Below are 14,825 nucleotides of genomic sequence, written 5' to 3' on the forward strand. Positions count from 1 at the left end.
CTTCTTCGACCAACGTGCCATGCGCTGCCTGTGACGAACCCCGCGCCGCCTGCGTGATGAGGAGCCCTCTTTTGGCCTGTGACCTGTGGCTGGTACCGCTAGTCGACGTGTTGTGCCACACGCCCGACAACCCGTTCGCCGAGGAACTCGCGCAATACAACAAGGTGCTCGCCGAGGCCGGGCTGCCGCCGGTGCCGGTGTACCAGTACATGCCGGGCCTGTCGGGCGAGGTCGCCCCGGTGGCCGGCTTCGACTACGACGCGCTGCACTTCCTGCGCCGCGCGTATCTGCTCCAGGTGTGTGGCCTGGCGGTGGCGCCGGTCGACGACCTGGGCGGCGACTACGAGCAGCTCCTGGAGATGTTCGAGGCCACGGCCCAGCAGTCCCATCTGGTCTGGCACTACGACCACGCGGGTGCGTACGTCCCCGTCGACTTCCCGCATCCGCTGTCGGACGACGAACTCCTCGCGGGCGGCGGCCCGCTGGGCTCCTCGCAGGCGCTGCTGCGCGAGCTGGAGTTCGTGGCACCGTCGATCGGCATCGACCCGGCCAATCCGCCGACGGCGCCCCAACCCCCCTCAGCTCCCACGGAGTTGGAGGAGCCGGCCGTGCCCGCCCCGTACGATCCGAGCCCGTTCGCCCGCGAGCGCCACGTCTGGCTCGGCCTGCACGCGGCGGCGACGCGGAGCCTGGCGCAGGGGTCGATGATCGTCTTCAGCTGAGCGCCCCGGCCCCGCGGCCCCGGTTCACGTCCGCCCGATGACGTTGATCGCGGGCGGCCACAGCACTCCGGCCGCCATCAGCAGGGACGGCCCGAGATGGACAGGGCACACCCGCAGGGGCGCCCGGTGGTGGCGGGAGACCTCGAAGACAGCGGGGTCGGAGCACTCCGACCCCGCCGCGTCGGCGCCCCCTCCGCCGTACGGGCCACGGCACGGCACCATCCCGTGGTTGCTCATACGCCGATTGCACCGCCCCTGACGGCCGCGTGCCCGCCGAACGCACCCGGAGGGCGTAACGGCGGGCACGGACGGAGCGGCGGACCGCACCGGAGGGCGGGTCAGAGGAACGAGTTGATCTCGATCGTCTCGTCCCGGCCCGGACCCACGCCGATCGCGGAGATCGGGGCGCCGGACATCTCCTCCAGCGCCTTGACGTAGGCCTGCGCGTTCGTCGGCAGGTCGGTGAAGGACTTGGCCTTGCTGATGTCCTCCGACCAGCCCGGCAGCATCTCGTAGACCGGCTTCGCGTGGTGGAAGTCGGTCTGCGAGTACGGCAGTTCCTCGACGCGCCTGCCGTCGATCTCGTACGCCACGCAGACCGGGATCTGCTCCCAGCCGGTGAGGACGTCGAGCTTGGTGAGGAAGAAGTCCGTCAGGCCGTTCACGCGGGTCGCGTAGCGGGCGATCACCGCGTCGAACCAGCCGCAGCGGCGGTCCCGGCCCGTGGTCACGCCGCGCTCGCCGCCGATGCGGCGCAGCGCCTCGCCGTCCTCGTCGAAGAGCTCCGTCGGGAACGGACCCGCGCCGACACGGGTCGTGTAGGCCTTGAGGATGCCGATGACCCGGCTGATCTTCGTGGGGCCGACGCCGGCACCCGTGCAGGCACCGCCCGCCGTCGGGTTCGACGACGTCACGAACGGATACGTGCCGTGGTCGATGTCCAGGAGGGTGCCCTGGCCGCCCTCGAACAGGACGACCTTGTCCTCCTCCAGGGCCTGGTTCAGGACCAGGACGGTGTCGGCGACGTACGGCGCGAGCTTGTCCGCGTAACCGAGCAGTTCCTCGACGACCTGGCCGACGGCGATCGCGCGGCGGTTGTAGAGCTTGGTGAGGATCTGGTTCTTGACGTCGAGCGCCGCCTCCACCTTCTGGGTGAGGATCGACTCGTCGTACAGGTCCTGGACCCGGATACCGACGCGGTTGATCTTGTCGGCGTACGTCGGGCCGATGCCACGGCCGGTCGTACCGATCTTGCGCTTTCCGAGGAAGCGTTCCGTCACCTTGTCGACCGTCACGTTGTACGGCGTGATGACGTGCGCGTTACCGCTGATCAGGAGCTTGGACGTGTCGACGCCACGCTCGTTCAGTCCGCTCAGCTCGGAGAGCAGGACAGACGGGTCGACGACGACGCCGTTGCCGATGACCGGCGTGCAGCCGGGGGACAGGATTCCGGAAGGGAGGAGGTGCAGTGCGTACTTCTGGTCGCCGACGACGACCGTGTGGCCGGCGTTGTTGCCGCCCTGGTAACGCACTACGTAGTCGACCGAACCGCCTAGCAGGTCCGTCGCCTTTCCCTTGCCTTCGTCACCCCACTGAGCACCGAGCAGCACAAGTGCGGGCACGCGCGTACACCCCTTCCGGGCGGGGCATGTCCAACGTCAGGGGCGAACGCGGTGGGTCGTGCCGCCGCGTGCCCCGCGGCCGTCGTTGGCCGCGACCGTCGGACCGGATGCCCCGGAATAGACGAAGCCCCTGGCGCAATAGCGCAAGGGGCTCTTGCACAAAGATGCTACCCGAGGAAGCGAGGCATGACCGAGGTGGCGACTTCTCCGACGTCCGATCAGCTGCTGGTGATCATCGATCCGGTCGCTCGGAGGACGGACGGGGAGTCCGTCCGCATCGCGAAAGACGTGCTCAGCGCGGGTGCGTCCACCAAGGTGTGCCTGCCGGACGGACCGGAGGAGTTCGCCCGGATCCTGGCCCGCAGGGGGTCACGGCGGCCGGTGGTGATCGGCGACGACCGCGCCCTGGTGCGCACGGTGGCCCTGTTGCACCGGCAGCGGGAGCTGGCCGGAAGTGTGCTGTCGCTCGTCCCCGTGGGCCCCGCTCTGGGTCTCGCCACGGCACTGGGGGTGCCGGTGAGCACGGTGTCGGCGGCGCGGGCCGTGCTGGAGGGGGCCGAACGGCGCCTGGACCTGCTCGTCGACGACAGCGACGGGGTGGTGCTGGGGGCGCTGCGGATCCCGCCGGTGCCGCTGAGCGAGGGCGGCGCGGTCTCTGCGCGGGCGCCCTGGCTGCGGACCTGTCAGTCCCTGGTACGCACCCTGGTGGCGGCCCGTCCGGTGCGGCCGCCGTCGGCGCCCGCGCCCGGGCCGGCGCGGCTGCGGATCGAGGTCGACGGGGTGACGCTGATCGATCTGGACCAGCCGGTCGAGGCCGTCTCCGTGGCCCCGGACGGCTCCGGCGCCGCGGAGATCGAGGTACGCCCGCTGTCACTGGGCGCGGAGGCCACGCCCCTGCGGGCGGAGGGAAGGACGGTGACCGTCTCGGGGGCGGACTTCCGCTACCGCTCGGACGCGGGCGTGAGCGGCCCGGTACGGACCCGGACGTGGCGGGTGCGGGAGGGGGCCTGGGGGTTGACGTTGCCTGGGCGGTGAGGGGTGCCGTGGACGTGCCGCCGTCGCGCGGGGTGCCCCGGACGTGCCGTTGTCGCGAAAGGTTGCCCCGGACATGCCGTCGGCGCGAGGGGTGTGGACGGGAGTCGGCGTCGTGGGGTCAGCCGCGGCCGAAGAGCTGCTCGCGGTGCGCGCGCCAGCGTTCCATCAGCGCGTCCAGCTCCCCGGCGAGGTATTCGAAGAAGGCGAGGGTCTCCGCGAGCCGGCGGCCCGCCGGGGTGTCGGGGCCGAGGGTGTCGACGCCGTCGCGCAGGGCGTCCTCCCAGCGTTTGAGCACGGCCTCGCGGTTGGTGAGGGCCTCGTACCACTGGTCGCCGTGCACCCGGTACCGCTCCCGGCGCGAACCGGGCTCGCGCTCCCGCGAGACCATGTGGACCTGGGCCAGATAACGCACCGCGCCGGAGACCGCGGCGGGTGAGATCTGCAGCTGTTCGCCGAGTTCGGCGGAGGTCAGGGCCCCGGCGTCGGCGGCGAGCAGGGCGGCGAAGACGCGGGCGGGCATCCTCGGCATGCCGGCCTCCACGAGCTGGGCCGCGAAGTGCTCGACGAAACGGGAGACGGTCTCGCGGTCCCGCGCGCTCGCGCCGTCGGCGGCACCCGGTCCGTTCGCGCCCGCCCGCACGTGCGCGCCCTCGCTCCGTTCCGTCATCGCTTCATCATCTCCCCTGCTCAGCGCCCACCCTCGAGTGTACCGACGATTTACACGCTTCCTTAACTTCACAAATTTCTGAAGTAAGCGTACGTTCTGAATCATGACCAAGGCAATCACCGTCTCCGGCCTGCACAAGTCGTTCGGCCGGACCCATGCGCTCGACGGCCTCGACCTGGACGTCGAGTCCGGTGAGGTACACGGCTTCCTCGGCCCGAACGGCGCCGGCAAGTCCACCACCATCCGCGTCCTGCTCGGCCTGCTGCGCGCCGACTCCGGCGCCGCCCAGCTGCTCGGCCGTGACCCGTGGGCGGACGCCGTCGAACTGCACCGCCGCATCGCGTACGTCCCCGGCGACGTGACCCTGTGGCGCAACCTCTCCGGCGGCGAGGTCATCGACCTGTACGGCCGCCTGCGCGGGGGCCTCGACAAGCGGCGCCGCGCGGAACTGGTCGAGCGGTTCGAACTCGACCCGACCAAGAAGGGCCGCACGTACTCCAAGGGCAACCGGCAGAAGGTCGCCCTCGTCGCCGCCTTCGCCTCGGACGTCGACCTGCTGATCCTGGACGAACCGACCTCAGGCCTGGACCCGCTGATGGAGGAGGTCTTCCAGCGGTGCGTCGCCGAGGAGCGGGAGCGCGGCCGGACCATCCTGCTGTCCTCCCACATCCTCAGCGAGGTCGAGGAGCTGTGCGACCGGGTCAGCATCATCCGCAAGGGCCGCACGGTGGAGACGGGTTCCCTCGCCGACCTGCGCCATCTGACCCGCACCAGCGTGACCGCCGACCTGACCGGGCCCCCGGACGGGTTGTCGCACCTGCCCGGCGTGCACGGCCTCGACGTCCAGGGCCACCGCGTCCGCCTCCAGGTCGACACCGACAACCTGAACGACGTCCTCCGGTCCCTCAGCGGCTCCGGCGTGCGGTCCCTGACCTCGACGCCGCCCACCCTCGAGGAGCTGTTCCTGCGGCACTACCAGGAAGAGACCGGCCGGACGGGCGAGCTCGGCGAGGTGGCCGCGCGATGACCGCCACGACGTTCGCGGTACGGGGCACCGGATCCCGTCAACTCGCGGGCACCGGCACCCTGCTGCGCTTCGCGCTGCGCCGTGACCGGGCCATGGTCCCGATCTGGGTCGGCGTGAACGCCCTGATGGTGCTGTCCATGCCGAACACCCTCAAGGGCTTGTACGGCACCGCCGCCGAACGCGCCGACCTGGTCGGCCAGATGGCGACCAACGCCTCGCTGCGTGCCATGACCGGCCCGGTCTTCGGCGACTCCCTCGGCGCACTGACCGCGTGGCGCGTCGGCGTGTACGCGGGTGCGCTCGCGGCGGTGATGAGCCTGCTGATCGTCGTACGGCACACGCGGGACGAGGAGGAGAGCGGCCGGCAGGAGATGATCTCGGCCGGGATGGTCGGCCGCCGGGCCCCGCTGACGGCCGCGCTCCTGACGGCGGCGGTGGCCGACGCCGTGCTGGCGCTGGTGATCGCCGGCGGCCTGGCCGGTCAGGGCGCCGGCGGGGCGCTGGCCCTCGGCCTCGCGATCGCGGGCGTCGGCATGGTCTTCGCGACGATGGCGGCGATCGTCGCCCAGTTCACGGAGAGCGCCCGGCTGGCCCGCGGGCTGACGGCAGGCCTGCTCGGCGCGGCCTTCGTGCTGCGCGCGGCGGGCGACTCGGCGACGGACGACGGGTCCTCGGTGCTGACCTGGGTGTCGCCGATCGGCTGGCTGGAGAACCTGCGGCCGTTCGCTGCCGAACGGTGGTGGGTGCTGCTGTTGTTCGCCGGGGCGGTGGTCGCGCAGGGCACGGTGGCCTACGGGCTCGCCGGGCGGCGGGACGTCGGCATGAGCTTCCTGCCCAGCCGACCGGGGCCCGCGCAGGGGCGGCTGGGCACGGCCGGGGCGCTGGCCTGGCGGTTGCAGCGGGGCAGCGTGCTCGGCTGGAGCATCGGCTTCCTCCTCGCCGGGGTGGTGTACGGCGGGATGACCGAGGGCGCGGCCGACCTGGTCGGCGACAACGACAACGCCCGCGAGATCTTCCAGCGGATGGGCGGCCAGTCCGGCCTGACGGACGCGTTCCTCGCGGCGATGGTGGGGATGCTCGGCCTGGTCGCCGCGCTCCACATCGTGGCGTCGGTACTACGGCTGCACGGTGAGGAGACATCGGGCCGGGCGGAACCGGTGCTGGCGAACGCGGTGGGGCGCCTGCGCTGGGCGGCGGGCCATCTGGCGATCGCGTTCGGCGGCTCGGTCCTGCTCATGCTCCTGGCCGGCCTGGGCCTCGCGGCCGGCTACGGCAGGGACTTCGGCCCCGTCCTGGCCGCCTGCCTGGTGCAGCTCCCGGCGATCTGGGTGATCGGCGGCGTGGCGGTGCTCCTGCACGGGGCGTCGCCGCGGCTGGCGACGGCGGCGTGGGGGGTTGCCGGGGCGGTCCTGCTGATCGGCTGGATCGGGCCCGCGCTGGACGTTCCGCAGGCGGTCCTGGACGTGTCGCCGTTCGGGCACCTGCCGAAGCTGCCGGGCGGGGAGATGCAGTGGACGCCGGTCCTGCTCCTCACCGGCCTCGCGGTGGCGCTGGTGGCGGCGGGACTGGCGGGGTTGCGGCGGCGGGACGTGCTCAGCAGTTGACGGGGTGCGTCAGTCGACGGGTTGCTTGAGCCGAAGCACTGCGTCGAAGGGCACCGTGCGGCTGTCCCGGTATCCGACGCCCGCTCAGCCGAACGGTGATCAGTTCAGCTCCACGCTCAAGCCTTGCAGGCCCCGGATCACGAAGTTCGGCTTGCGCTCGGGCTCCGTCGCGAGGCTCAGGTTCGGGGCCAGTTCCAGCAACGCCCGCATCGACGCCGCCAGTTCGACGCGGGCCAGGGGGGCGCCTATGCAGTAGTGGATGCCGGCGCTGAAGGAGATGTGGGGGTTCTCCCGGCGGGTGAGGTCCAGGCGTTCCGGCGCGGTGAAGACCTGGCCGTCGTGGTTCGCGGAGCCGAAGAGCATCGCCATCTCCGCGCCCCGCGGGATCGTGGTGCCGTCGATCTCGAGGTCGTCCAGGACCCAGCGTTCGAAGAGCTGGAGCGGGGTGTCGTAGCGCATCAGCTCCTCGACGGCGGAGGGGACGAGGGAGTGGTCGGCGCGCAGGGCCGCCAGCTGGTCCGGGTTGCGGAACAGCGCCCACCAGCCGTTGACCGTGGCGTTCACCGTCGCCTCGTGGCCGGCGTTCAGCAGCAGCACCGCCGTCGAGATCATCTCCTGCTCGGTCAGCCGGTCACCCTCGTCGTGCGCCGCGATCAGGCCGGAGATCAGGTCCTCGCCGGGCTCCTCGCGACGCCGGGCGATCAACTCCCTCAGGTACTCCGAGAATTCGACCGACGCCCGCACCGCCCGCGCCGCCGTCTCCTGCGACGGGCTCAGCTCGTACATCCCGCAGATGTCCGCCGACCAGGGCCGCAGCGGGGCCCGGTCCGCCTCGGGGATGCCGAGCATCTCGGCGATCACCGCGACCGGCAGCGGCTCCGCCACGTCCGTCAGCAGGTCACCGCCGCCCGCCTCGGCCAGAGCCGCGACGAGGTCACCGGCCAGCTTGTCCACGTACGGCTTCAGCCGCTCCACCGTGCGCGGGGTGAACGCCTTCGACACCAGGCGCCGGATCCGCGTGTGGTCCGGCGGCTCCAGGTCCAGCATCCCGTGGTCGTTCAGCGTGTGGAACGGCTCGTGCTCCGGCGCGGGCGCGGTGCGCCCGAAGTCCTCGTGCGTGAACCGGTGCCGGTAGCTCCGGCCGAGGCGCCGGTCGCGCAGCAGCGCCGAGACGTCCGCGTGGTGCGGGACCAGCCACTGGTCCGTGCGCTCGAAGTACAGCACCCGGCCACGAGCCCGCAGCTCCGCGTAGGCGGGGTACGGGTCGGCCAGGAACGCCGGGTCCCATGGATCGAAGGCGAGATCGGAAGCAGCTGCCATGAACGGACGCTAGCCCGGAAGCATACTCACTGACCAGGGTGGTCCGACGACGTGACGCACGGCATGCCACCGGTCGCCGACCGGCATCCGCGTGCCGCCGTCCCGCCGCCTCTCAGCCCGGCGTCACCAGCCGTGCCTCGTAGGCGAACACCGCCGCCTGCGTACGGTCCCGCAGGCCCAGCTTCACCAGGACACGGCTGACGTGGGTCTTGATCGTCGACTCGGCCACGACCAGCCGCCCGGCTATCTCCGAGTTCGACAGGCCCTGGGCGATCAGCACCAGCACCTCCGTCTCCCGCTCGGTCAGATCCCCGTACGCCGCCTGCGCGGTGGCCGGGATGCCCGGGGCGTCGGACAGCTTCGAGAACTCCTTGATCAGCCGCCTGGTGACCGACGGGGCCAGCAGGGCCTCGCCGGAGGCCACCACCCGCACCCCGTCGGCGAGCTGCCGTGCCGAGGCGTCCTTGAGCAGGAAGCCGGAGGCTCCGGCCCGCAGCGCCTGGTACACGTACTCGTCGAGATCGAACGTCGTCAGCACCAACACCTTCGCCGTGCCGTCCGCCGCGATGATCTCCCGCGTCGCCTCGATGCCGTTCAGCTCGGGCATCCGGATGTCCATCAGCACGACGTCCGGCGAGAGCTCGCGGACCTTCTCGACCGCCTCCCGGCCGTTGACCGCCTCACCGACGACCTCGATGTCCGGCATCGCGTTCAGCAGGACCGAGAAGCCCTCGCGCACCATCATCTGGTCGTCCGCGACCAGCACGCGGATGGTCATGCCTCACCTTCGCTCACCGTGGCCACCGGCAGGAACACCGTCACCTCGTAGCCCTCCTCGTCCGTGCGGCCCGCCGTCATCTCGCCGTTCAGCATGGTGACGCGCTCGCGCATCCCCGTGATGCCGTGTCCCGCGCCGGGTGAGGGCTTGACCAGGGCCGGCGCCGGTGGCGGGCCGTTGACTATCCGCAGGCCCAGTCCGCCGAGGACATAGCCGATCTCCACCTGGGCGCTCGCCCCGGGTGCATGCCGCAGGGTGTTGCTCAGCGCCTCCTGGACTATGCGGTAGGCCGAGAGTTCCACACCCTGTGGAAGCTCGCGCACCGCCCCGGTCACCGTCTTGTCGACGGTCAGACCCGCGTCCCGCACGTTGGCTAGGAGCGCGTCCAGGTCGGCGAGGGTGGGCTGCGGGGCCTCGGGCGCCTCGTAGTCCTCGGCGCGCACGACCCCCAGGACGCGGCGGAGCTCGGTCAGCGCCGCGACCGCGTTCTCCCGGATCGTGACGAAGGCGTGCTCCAGCTCCGGCGGCGGGTTCTCCACCCGGTAGGGCGCGGCCTCCGCCTGGATGGCGACGACCGACATGTGGTGGGCGACGACGTCGTGCAGCTCGCGGGCGATCGTGGTGCGCTCCTCCAGGAGCGTGCGGCGGGAGCGCTCGTGCTCGGTGACCGTCTGCTGCGCGGTCACCTCCTGCTTGGCCTGACGGCGGATGTGCAGCACGGCGACGAACAGCAGGATGAGCGCCGACAGGACGAGCATCGGGCCGGTGTTGGAGTCGTAGTAGCCCGAGCTGAGGATGGAGTCCGCGAAGAAGCCGTAGAGCGCGGTCAGCACCCACATCCACGCGGCCGTACGGGGCCGGGTGCGCATGGCGACGATCGTCAGCACGGTCAGATGAGCGAGGAAGGCGCCGGGGGGCCAGGGCCACTCGTACCAGCCGCCGTAGAACATGCCCGAGACCGGAGCCGCGGCCATGGAGGCCCAGAAGGCGCCGACGGGACGGACGAGGATCAGCAGGACCGGGGCCAGCGCGAGGAGACCGACGAGCGCGCTGAGGGTCTCGCCACGACTCGACTCGTACCCGACGAGCATCGCCAGCAGGGCCGCCCACGTCACCACCGCGTGCGGTGTCCACGCCGCGTAGTGGCGCAGCCGGCCCTTCAGCCGGCGCGTTATCGGCCCGTCGACGCTCATGCGGGGCAGCGGGCGGTAGGCGAAGGCGTCGTGGAACAGATCCTGGCGCAGCCCCCGCAGGGCATCCAGGGCCAGCCGGTACTCGGGGCTGCGCGCCGCGGCACCGCTCGGCGGTGTCGGGGGCCTGTGCGTCTGGGTCGTCTCGGTCACGTTCAAAACCGTACGGCGCGGTGGGGGTCGCGGTCGTCACCAGTGAGAGGGGTCATTCGGTATCCCTCTCAGGTACTACGGGTCCGCCGCCGCACGTCGGCCTGCTCGCCCGGCAGGTGGCTTCCGTCAGTAACCGGAGGGCCTGACCAGGCCCGACTCGTACGCGAACACCGCTGCCTGGGTGCGATCACGAAGGCCCAGTTTGACCAGGATGCGCCCCACATGGGTCTCGACCTGCGGCACCTCCATGCCCACGCCCCCCTCGGCCGGCGGCTTCTCCCCGTGCGTGTCCCGCTGTTCGCCCCGCTCTTCGGGAGCCCCCCTGCCCGTCATGCCGCTCACCCTAGACAGACCGTGCGGTGGGGTGGGCTTCCCGCTGGGCGGGTGGTGGCGCCGTCGGGGCATCCGGGGCCTCCTCGGCGGTACGACGGCCGCGGTGGACGCGGACCACGTGCGAGCGGGGGGAGCGCGTGCGTCGGCCTCGGTGCGGGCCCTGTCCGTCGGAGCGCAGCTCGTAGGCGCGGAACGCCGCCCAGCAGACCGCCAGGGACAGGGCGAACACCGGGAGCCAGCCGAGGCGGGCCGCGATCCAGACGGGGGCGTCGGGGCGGGTGTGCAGGCCCGGGAGGTGGCCGACGAGCAGGCCCGTGGCCGTGGTGGCCATCAGCGCCGTCTGGTGCCACAGGAAGAGCGTCATCGCGGAGAGGTTGAGCAGGGCGACCGCGGCCCAGCACGACGGCCGGCGCATCCCCCGGCGCAGCGGACCGCGCAGCAGCAGGGCGAGCCCGCACAGGGCCAGCCCGAAGCTGACGGCGGCCAGCGTCGGCGGGTTGAGGTTGGAGACCTCGGCGCCGGGCACGCCGACCATCGACGCCGGATACCCGGCCCAGGCCACCAGAGCCGCCGTCACCGCCGCCCCGCCGACGAGCAGGACCCACCCGGCGCGGCGGCGCTCCAGCTCACCCCGGGACCAGGCGGCGCCCAGGGTGAACGGCACCAGCCAGCCCGCGGCCACGTTCACCCAGCCGAGCCAGGACGGGCCGCCGAGACCGAAGCGCACGAGGTCCACATGGAGAACGACCGCCAGCGGCCACAGCGGGTTGACCCGTGTCAGCAAGGGGGTCGCCGCCGTCAGGGCGGCGAAGACCAGCAGGAACCACAGGGGTGACATGGCGAGCTTCACCAGCGTGCGGACCGTCGTGAACTCCGCGCCCGTCAGCAGCAGCGCGACCGCCGCCACCGTCCACAGCGCCGGCACGTCGGTCACCGGCGCGAAGAGTCTGGCCAGGCGGGCGACAAGCCAGTTCCGGTACGGCACGCCGCGCGCTCGCGCCGAGGTGTGACTTCGGGTCGCCACATGGCCGCCCACCAGGAAGAACACGGCCAGCGTCTGGAAGCCCCAGGAGATCGGGGACAGCCAGGGCATGTGCTGGAGCGGACTGGACGCGCGCAGGGTGCCGCCGTCCGCCACCAGGGCGGTCACCAGCCAGTGGCCGAGCACGACCCCGAGGATCGCGAGGGCCCGCAGGGCGTCGACCGCGCGGTCCCGGTCCGGGGGTGTGGCCGCGTCGATACGGGCGGCGGACTTCCGGACGTACCGGACGGTCCGGTCGGGGATGTCACGCACGGGTCACCTCCGAGGTGTCGCCGAGAACGATCCGGGCGAGGTTGGCCAGGGAGACCGAGCCCGGGGTGTAGTAGTCGCTGTGGCCGCCGTCGCCGGCCGCGAAGACGCGGGCGCCGTAGGCCGGTGACACCGGGTCGGTGCCGAAGCCGAGGGTGGTGCCGAACAGTTCGGTCCTGACGTACGGGACCTCGGCGATCCAGTCGTCGGCGCCGCGGGCCGCCCAGACGCGGGCGGACGTACGCAGCGCCGCCGCCGAGTCCACGCCCGTGCCGGGGCTGCCGACGAACGCGATGTCGCCGACGCCGGGTCCGGTGGAGGCGGCGCGGGCGCAGACGACCGAGCCGTAGGAGTGGCAGAGCAGCGAGACGCGGGCCTCGGGGCCGGCGATCACGTGCAGCCGCCGTATCAACTCACCGAGCCGCGGCCCGGCTTGGTCGGCACGGGCGGTGGTGAGGGCCGTGGTGCTGATCGTGCGTGGGGTCTCGTAGCCGAGCCAGGCGATCACCGTCGGGCGCGAGCCCTTCGGGGCGTGCCGGGTCAGTTGGCCGTACAGGGCCGTGGCCGTCGCACGGAAGCGGGGGTAGGTGTCGAGGGAGGTGTCGGAACCCGGGACCAGGACGGCTATGCGGTCGGCGTGGGCCAGGTCGCCGAACACCTCGGTCGCCAGGCCGGAACCACGGCCGTCGAAGGCGAGGAGGGTGCGGGACGGCTCGGCCAGGGCGCGGTCGGCGGCGGCGCGGGCGTGGTCGCCGTGTGCCGCGGCCGTCCGGGACGCCGCCGCGGCGTTCGCGCGGTTGGCGGCGTAGGCCTCGTCCAGGGTGGATGCGGTGAGCGGCCTGAGCACGGCCGGGGCGGGAGCCGGGATGCGGGGCCGGGCCGCCGCGGAGAGGGGGATCACGACGGCGGCGGTGATGAGGAGGGCGAGGAGAGAACGACGTAGACGGCGGGCGGTGAGGAGAGTAGCCCTCGCCCCCCTCGCCCGTCCGGCCACCCTGGCGACGACCTCGAACCCCAGCCCCATGGCCGTCTTCCTCCCCGTCCGCCCGTCCATCGGGCGCTTCTGGCAGGGAAGTTACGGATCAGGACACGTCGTCCGCGTCACGCCAGGGAGCTCTTCCGGCAGGTAGCTCTCAGGTATTACGGGTATGAGGAAGACACAGAGCACACAGAGCACACAGAGCACACAGAGCACGGAGCGCACACAGCGCACACAGCGCACACAGCGCACACCCAGCATGCACCGGCCGCACCTTCACAAGCCGGCCGACCGCGTCACCAAGCCAACTGCGCGATCTCCTCCGCCACCACCGCACACGCGTCCGCCACCGGATCGATCAGCGGAAAGTGCCCGACATCCTCCAGCAGGGTCAGCCCCACCACCTCCCCCGCCTTCGCCGCCGCATCCGCGTACGACTCGGCGACGGCCTGGGGGACGACCTCGTCCGCGCGCCCCTGGACGAGCGTCGTCGCGATGCCGGTCGGCAGCAGGAGCGCCGGGTCGGCGTACGGCTGCCGCCCCGCGAAGTGCTCCGTACCGCCGAGGAGTTGGCCCGCCGCACCGCGGCACACGTCCAGCTTCTCGGCCACCGCGAAGTCGGCGATCGGGGCCAGGGCCACCACGCCCCGCAGCGGCGCGGGCCGGTCCGTGCGCCAGGGTGCGTCCGCCGGAAGCACGTGCCGGGCGGCCGCCCACAACGCCAGCTGCCCGCCCGCCGAATGTCCGGTGATCACGGTACGGCGGAAGTCGGCCTGCGGCAAGGCCTCCCGTACGAGGGCGGGCAGCGCGTCCAGCGCGGCGGCGACGTCGTCGAAGGTCTCCGGCCAGCGACCGGCGACCGGCCCGACAGCGGCACCGGCACCGGCACCCGCACCACCACCGGCGCTCTCGCCCGCACCCGCACCCGCACCCGAGTCGGCACCTCTCCGGTACTCGACGCTCGCCACGGCGAACCCCCGGTGGGCCAGGAAGCCCGCGAACGGGCTGATGTGCCGGCGGTCGTACGGCGCCCGCCAGGCACCCCCGTGCAGCACCACGACGAGGGGGGCGACTTCCGCGGGCCCGGCGGCTTCCGTGCCGCGCGGGGCGTAGAAGTCGATCAGCTGGTCGGGGTGGTCGCCGTACGCGGCCGTGGCGTCGGGGTCGACGGCCGGATGCGAGAAGGCGGACTCCTCCTCGGCGGCGGCCCGGGCTGCTGCGGCGTCGTCCGGCATGCTCCAACCTCTCAACGACGTAACGGGTTTGGCGGACCAGAGGGGAAATCGGCCGTTGGCCGGGACGGTATCAGGCCGGTGACGTGGGGCTGCACGCGGATGTCACGCTCGGTGAGGGGCAGGTAAACGGTTCCGTCGTTTCGTTTACGCTGGTGAGTCACGGTGATGTCCCGCCGTACGCGCCGCATCGAGGAGACCGCCCATGACCGCCGAACCAGGCACCGTACGCCCCGGCGGCCGTACCGCACGCGTGCGTGCGGCCGTTCTGCGGGCGGCCGGGGACGTCCTGGCCGAGCAGGGGTTCGCGCATCTCGACCTCGCGGATGTCGCACGGCGGGCCGAGGTGGGCAAGACGACCGTGTATCGGCGGTGGGGGTCCGTGACCGGGCTGGTGGCCGATCTGCTCGCGGACATGGCCGAGCAGTCGCTGCCGCGCGAGGAGACCGGGTCCGTACTGGGGGATCTGCGGGCGAACGCCCGCCTGGTGCGGCGGACGCTGGCGGATCCCCGGCAGGGTGCGCTGTTCCGGGCGGTGATCGCGGCGGCCGTGTGCGACGAGCGGACGGCCGCCGCGTTGCGCCGGTTCTACGAGGTCCGGGTCGCCGAGTGGGCACCCTGCGTGGAACGGGGCGTGACCCGTGGCGAGTTGCCGGAGGGGACGGATGCGGGGGCGGTGGTACGGGCGGTTTCGGCACCCCTCTACTACGAGCTGCTGACGACCGGGGTGGCCCCGGACGCCCCCGCCGCGGAGCGCGCCGCGCGGGCCGCGCATGCGGCTGCCGTGGCGGGGGTGTATGTCAAAAAGTGAGCACGCGCACCCGCACCCAGGCCCAGCACTCGCACCCAAGCCCCTCGCCCAGCACCCGCAC

General features: G+C 72.4%; 14 protein-coding genes and 1 pseudogene. 5 read left to right on the plus strand and 10 right to left on the minus strand.

Annotated features, from left to right (window positions below):
• The first annotated feature begins 71 nt into the window (after positions 1-71).
• Positions 72-722, plus strand: a complete 651-nt coding sequence (locus ACFV6X_RS09465; protein WP_385380007.1) for a hypothetical protein — start codon at positions 72-74, stop codon at positions 720-722.
• A 24-nt stretch (positions 723-746) separates the two neighbouring features.
• Here ACFV6X_RS09465 and ACFV6X_RS09470 read toward each other — a convergent pair whose 3' ends face one another.
• Positions 747-959 carry a hypothetical protein gene (locus ACFV6X_RS09470; RefSeq protein WP_385380009.1) on the minus strand — a complete coding sequence of 71 codons (213 nt, stop codon included), beginning with the start codon at positions 957-959 and terminating at the stop codon, positions 747-749.
• Between the two features lie 101 nt (positions 960-1,060).
• Positions 1,061-2,344: an adenylosuccinate synthase gene (locus tag ACFV6X_RS09475; protein ID WP_385380012.1), complete on the minus strand. Its 1,284-nt coding sequence runs from the start codon at positions 2,342-2,344 to the stop codon at positions 1,061-1,063.
• A gap of 186 nt (positions 2,345-2,530) precedes the next feature.
• Here ACFV6X_RS09475 and ACFV6X_RS09480 point away from each other — a divergent pair, with 186 nt between their 5' ends.
• Positions 2,531-3,379, plus strand: a complete 849-nt coding sequence (locus ACFV6X_RS09480; protein ID WP_385380014.1) for a diacylglycerol kinase — start codon at positions 2,531-2,533, stop codon at positions 3,377-3,379.
• A gap of 118 nt (positions 3,380-3,497) precedes the next feature.
• Here ACFV6X_RS09480 and ACFV6X_RS09485 read toward each other — a convergent pair whose 3' ends face one another.
• Positions 3,498-4,046: a GbsR/MarR family transcriptional regulator gene (locus ACFV6X_RS09485; protein ID WP_385380016.1), complete on the minus strand. Its 549-nt coding sequence runs from the start codon at positions 4,044-4,046 to the stop codon at positions 3,498-3,500.
• 103 nt (positions 4,047-4,149) lie between these two features.
• On the opposite strand from ACFV6X_RS09485, the gene ACFV6X_RS09490 reads away from it, so the two are divergent.
• Together ACFV6X_RS09490 and ACFV6X_RS09495 are read left to right on the plus strand one after the other, a co-directional pair.
• Complete coding sequence (locus ACFV6X_RS09490; protein ID WP_385380018.1) at positions 4,150-5,073, plus strand: ATP-binding cassette domain-containing protein; 924 nt, start codon at positions 4,150-4,152, stop codon at positions 5,071-5,073.
• Positions 5,070-6,677 carry an ABC transporter permease gene (locus ACFV6X_RS09495; RefSeq protein ID WP_385380021.1) on the plus strand — a complete coding sequence of 536 codons (1,608 nt, stop codon included), beginning with the start codon at positions 5,070-5,072 and terminating at the stop codon, positions 6,675-6,677. Before ACFV6X_RS09490 ends, ACFV6X_RS09495 begins: the two co-directional genes overlap by 4 nt.
• Before the next feature lie 99 nt (positions 6,678-6,776).
• On the opposite strand, the gene ACFV6X_RS09500 is transcribed toward ACFV6X_RS09495, so the two are convergent.
• From ACFV6X_RS09500 to ACFV6X_RS09530, 7 genes and pseudogenes are all read right to left on the minus strand, one after another.
• Positions 6,777-7,997: a cytochrome P450 gene (locus ACFV6X_RS09500; RefSeq protein ID WP_385380024.1), complete on the minus strand. Its 1,221-nt coding sequence runs from the start codon at positions 7,995-7,997 to the stop codon at positions 6,777-6,779.
• 112 nt (positions 7,998-8,109) lie between these two features.
• On the minus strand, positions 8,110-8,775 hold the full coding sequence (locus tag ACFV6X_RS09505) for a response regulator (protein ID WP_385380027.1): 666 nt from the start codon (positions 8,773-8,775) through the stop codon (positions 8,110-8,112).
• Positions 8,772-10,118: a sensor histidine kinase gene (locus ACFV6X_RS09510; protein ID WP_385380030.1), complete on the minus strand. Its 1,347-nt coding sequence runs from the start codon at positions 10,116-10,118 to the stop codon at positions 8,772-8,774. The genes ACFV6X_RS09505 and ACFV6X_RS09510 overlap by 4 nt, the downstream gene beginning before the upstream one ends.
• 126 nt (positions 10,119-10,244) lie before the next feature.
• A pseudogene (locus tag ACFV6X_RS09515) lies at positions 10,245-10,352 on the minus strand (DNA-binding response regulator); the annotation flags it as partial.
• A 109-nt stretch (positions 10,353-10,461) separates the two neighbouring features.
• A complete protein-coding gene (locus tag ACFV6X_RS09520; RefSeq protein WP_385380033.1) occupies positions 10,462-11,745 on the minus strand; it encodes an acyltransferase in 1,284 nt (427 codons plus the stop codon).
• On the minus strand, positions 11,738-12,766 hold the full coding sequence (locus ACFV6X_RS09525) for an alpha/beta hydrolase (protein ID WP_385380036.1): 1,029 nt from the start codon (positions 12,764-12,766) through the stop codon (positions 11,738-11,740). Before ACFV6X_RS09525 ends, ACFV6X_RS09520 begins: the two co-directional genes overlap by 8 nt.
• A gap of 251 nt (positions 12,767-13,017) precedes the next feature.
• Complete coding sequence (locus tag ACFV6X_RS09530; protein ID WP_385380039.1) at positions 13,018-13,956, minus strand: alpha/beta hydrolase family protein; 939 nt, start codon at positions 13,954-13,956, stop codon at positions 13,018-13,020.
• Between the two features lie 202 nt (positions 13,957-14,158).
• On the opposite strand from ACFV6X_RS09530, the gene ACFV6X_RS09535 reads away from it, so the two are divergent.
• Positions 14,159-14,764, plus strand: coding sequence for a TetR/AcrR family transcriptional regulator (locus tag ACFV6X_RS09535; protein WP_385380042.1), 606 nt, complete (start codon positions 14,159-14,161; stop codon positions 14,762-14,764).
• Positions 14,765-14,825: the final 61 nt, after the last annotated feature.

The organism is Streptomyces sp. NPDC059861 (genome assembly GCF_042731435.1).
In the GTDB taxonomy this organism is placed as follows: Bacteria; Actinomycetota; Actinomycetes; order Streptomycetales; family Streptomycetaceae; genus Streptomyces.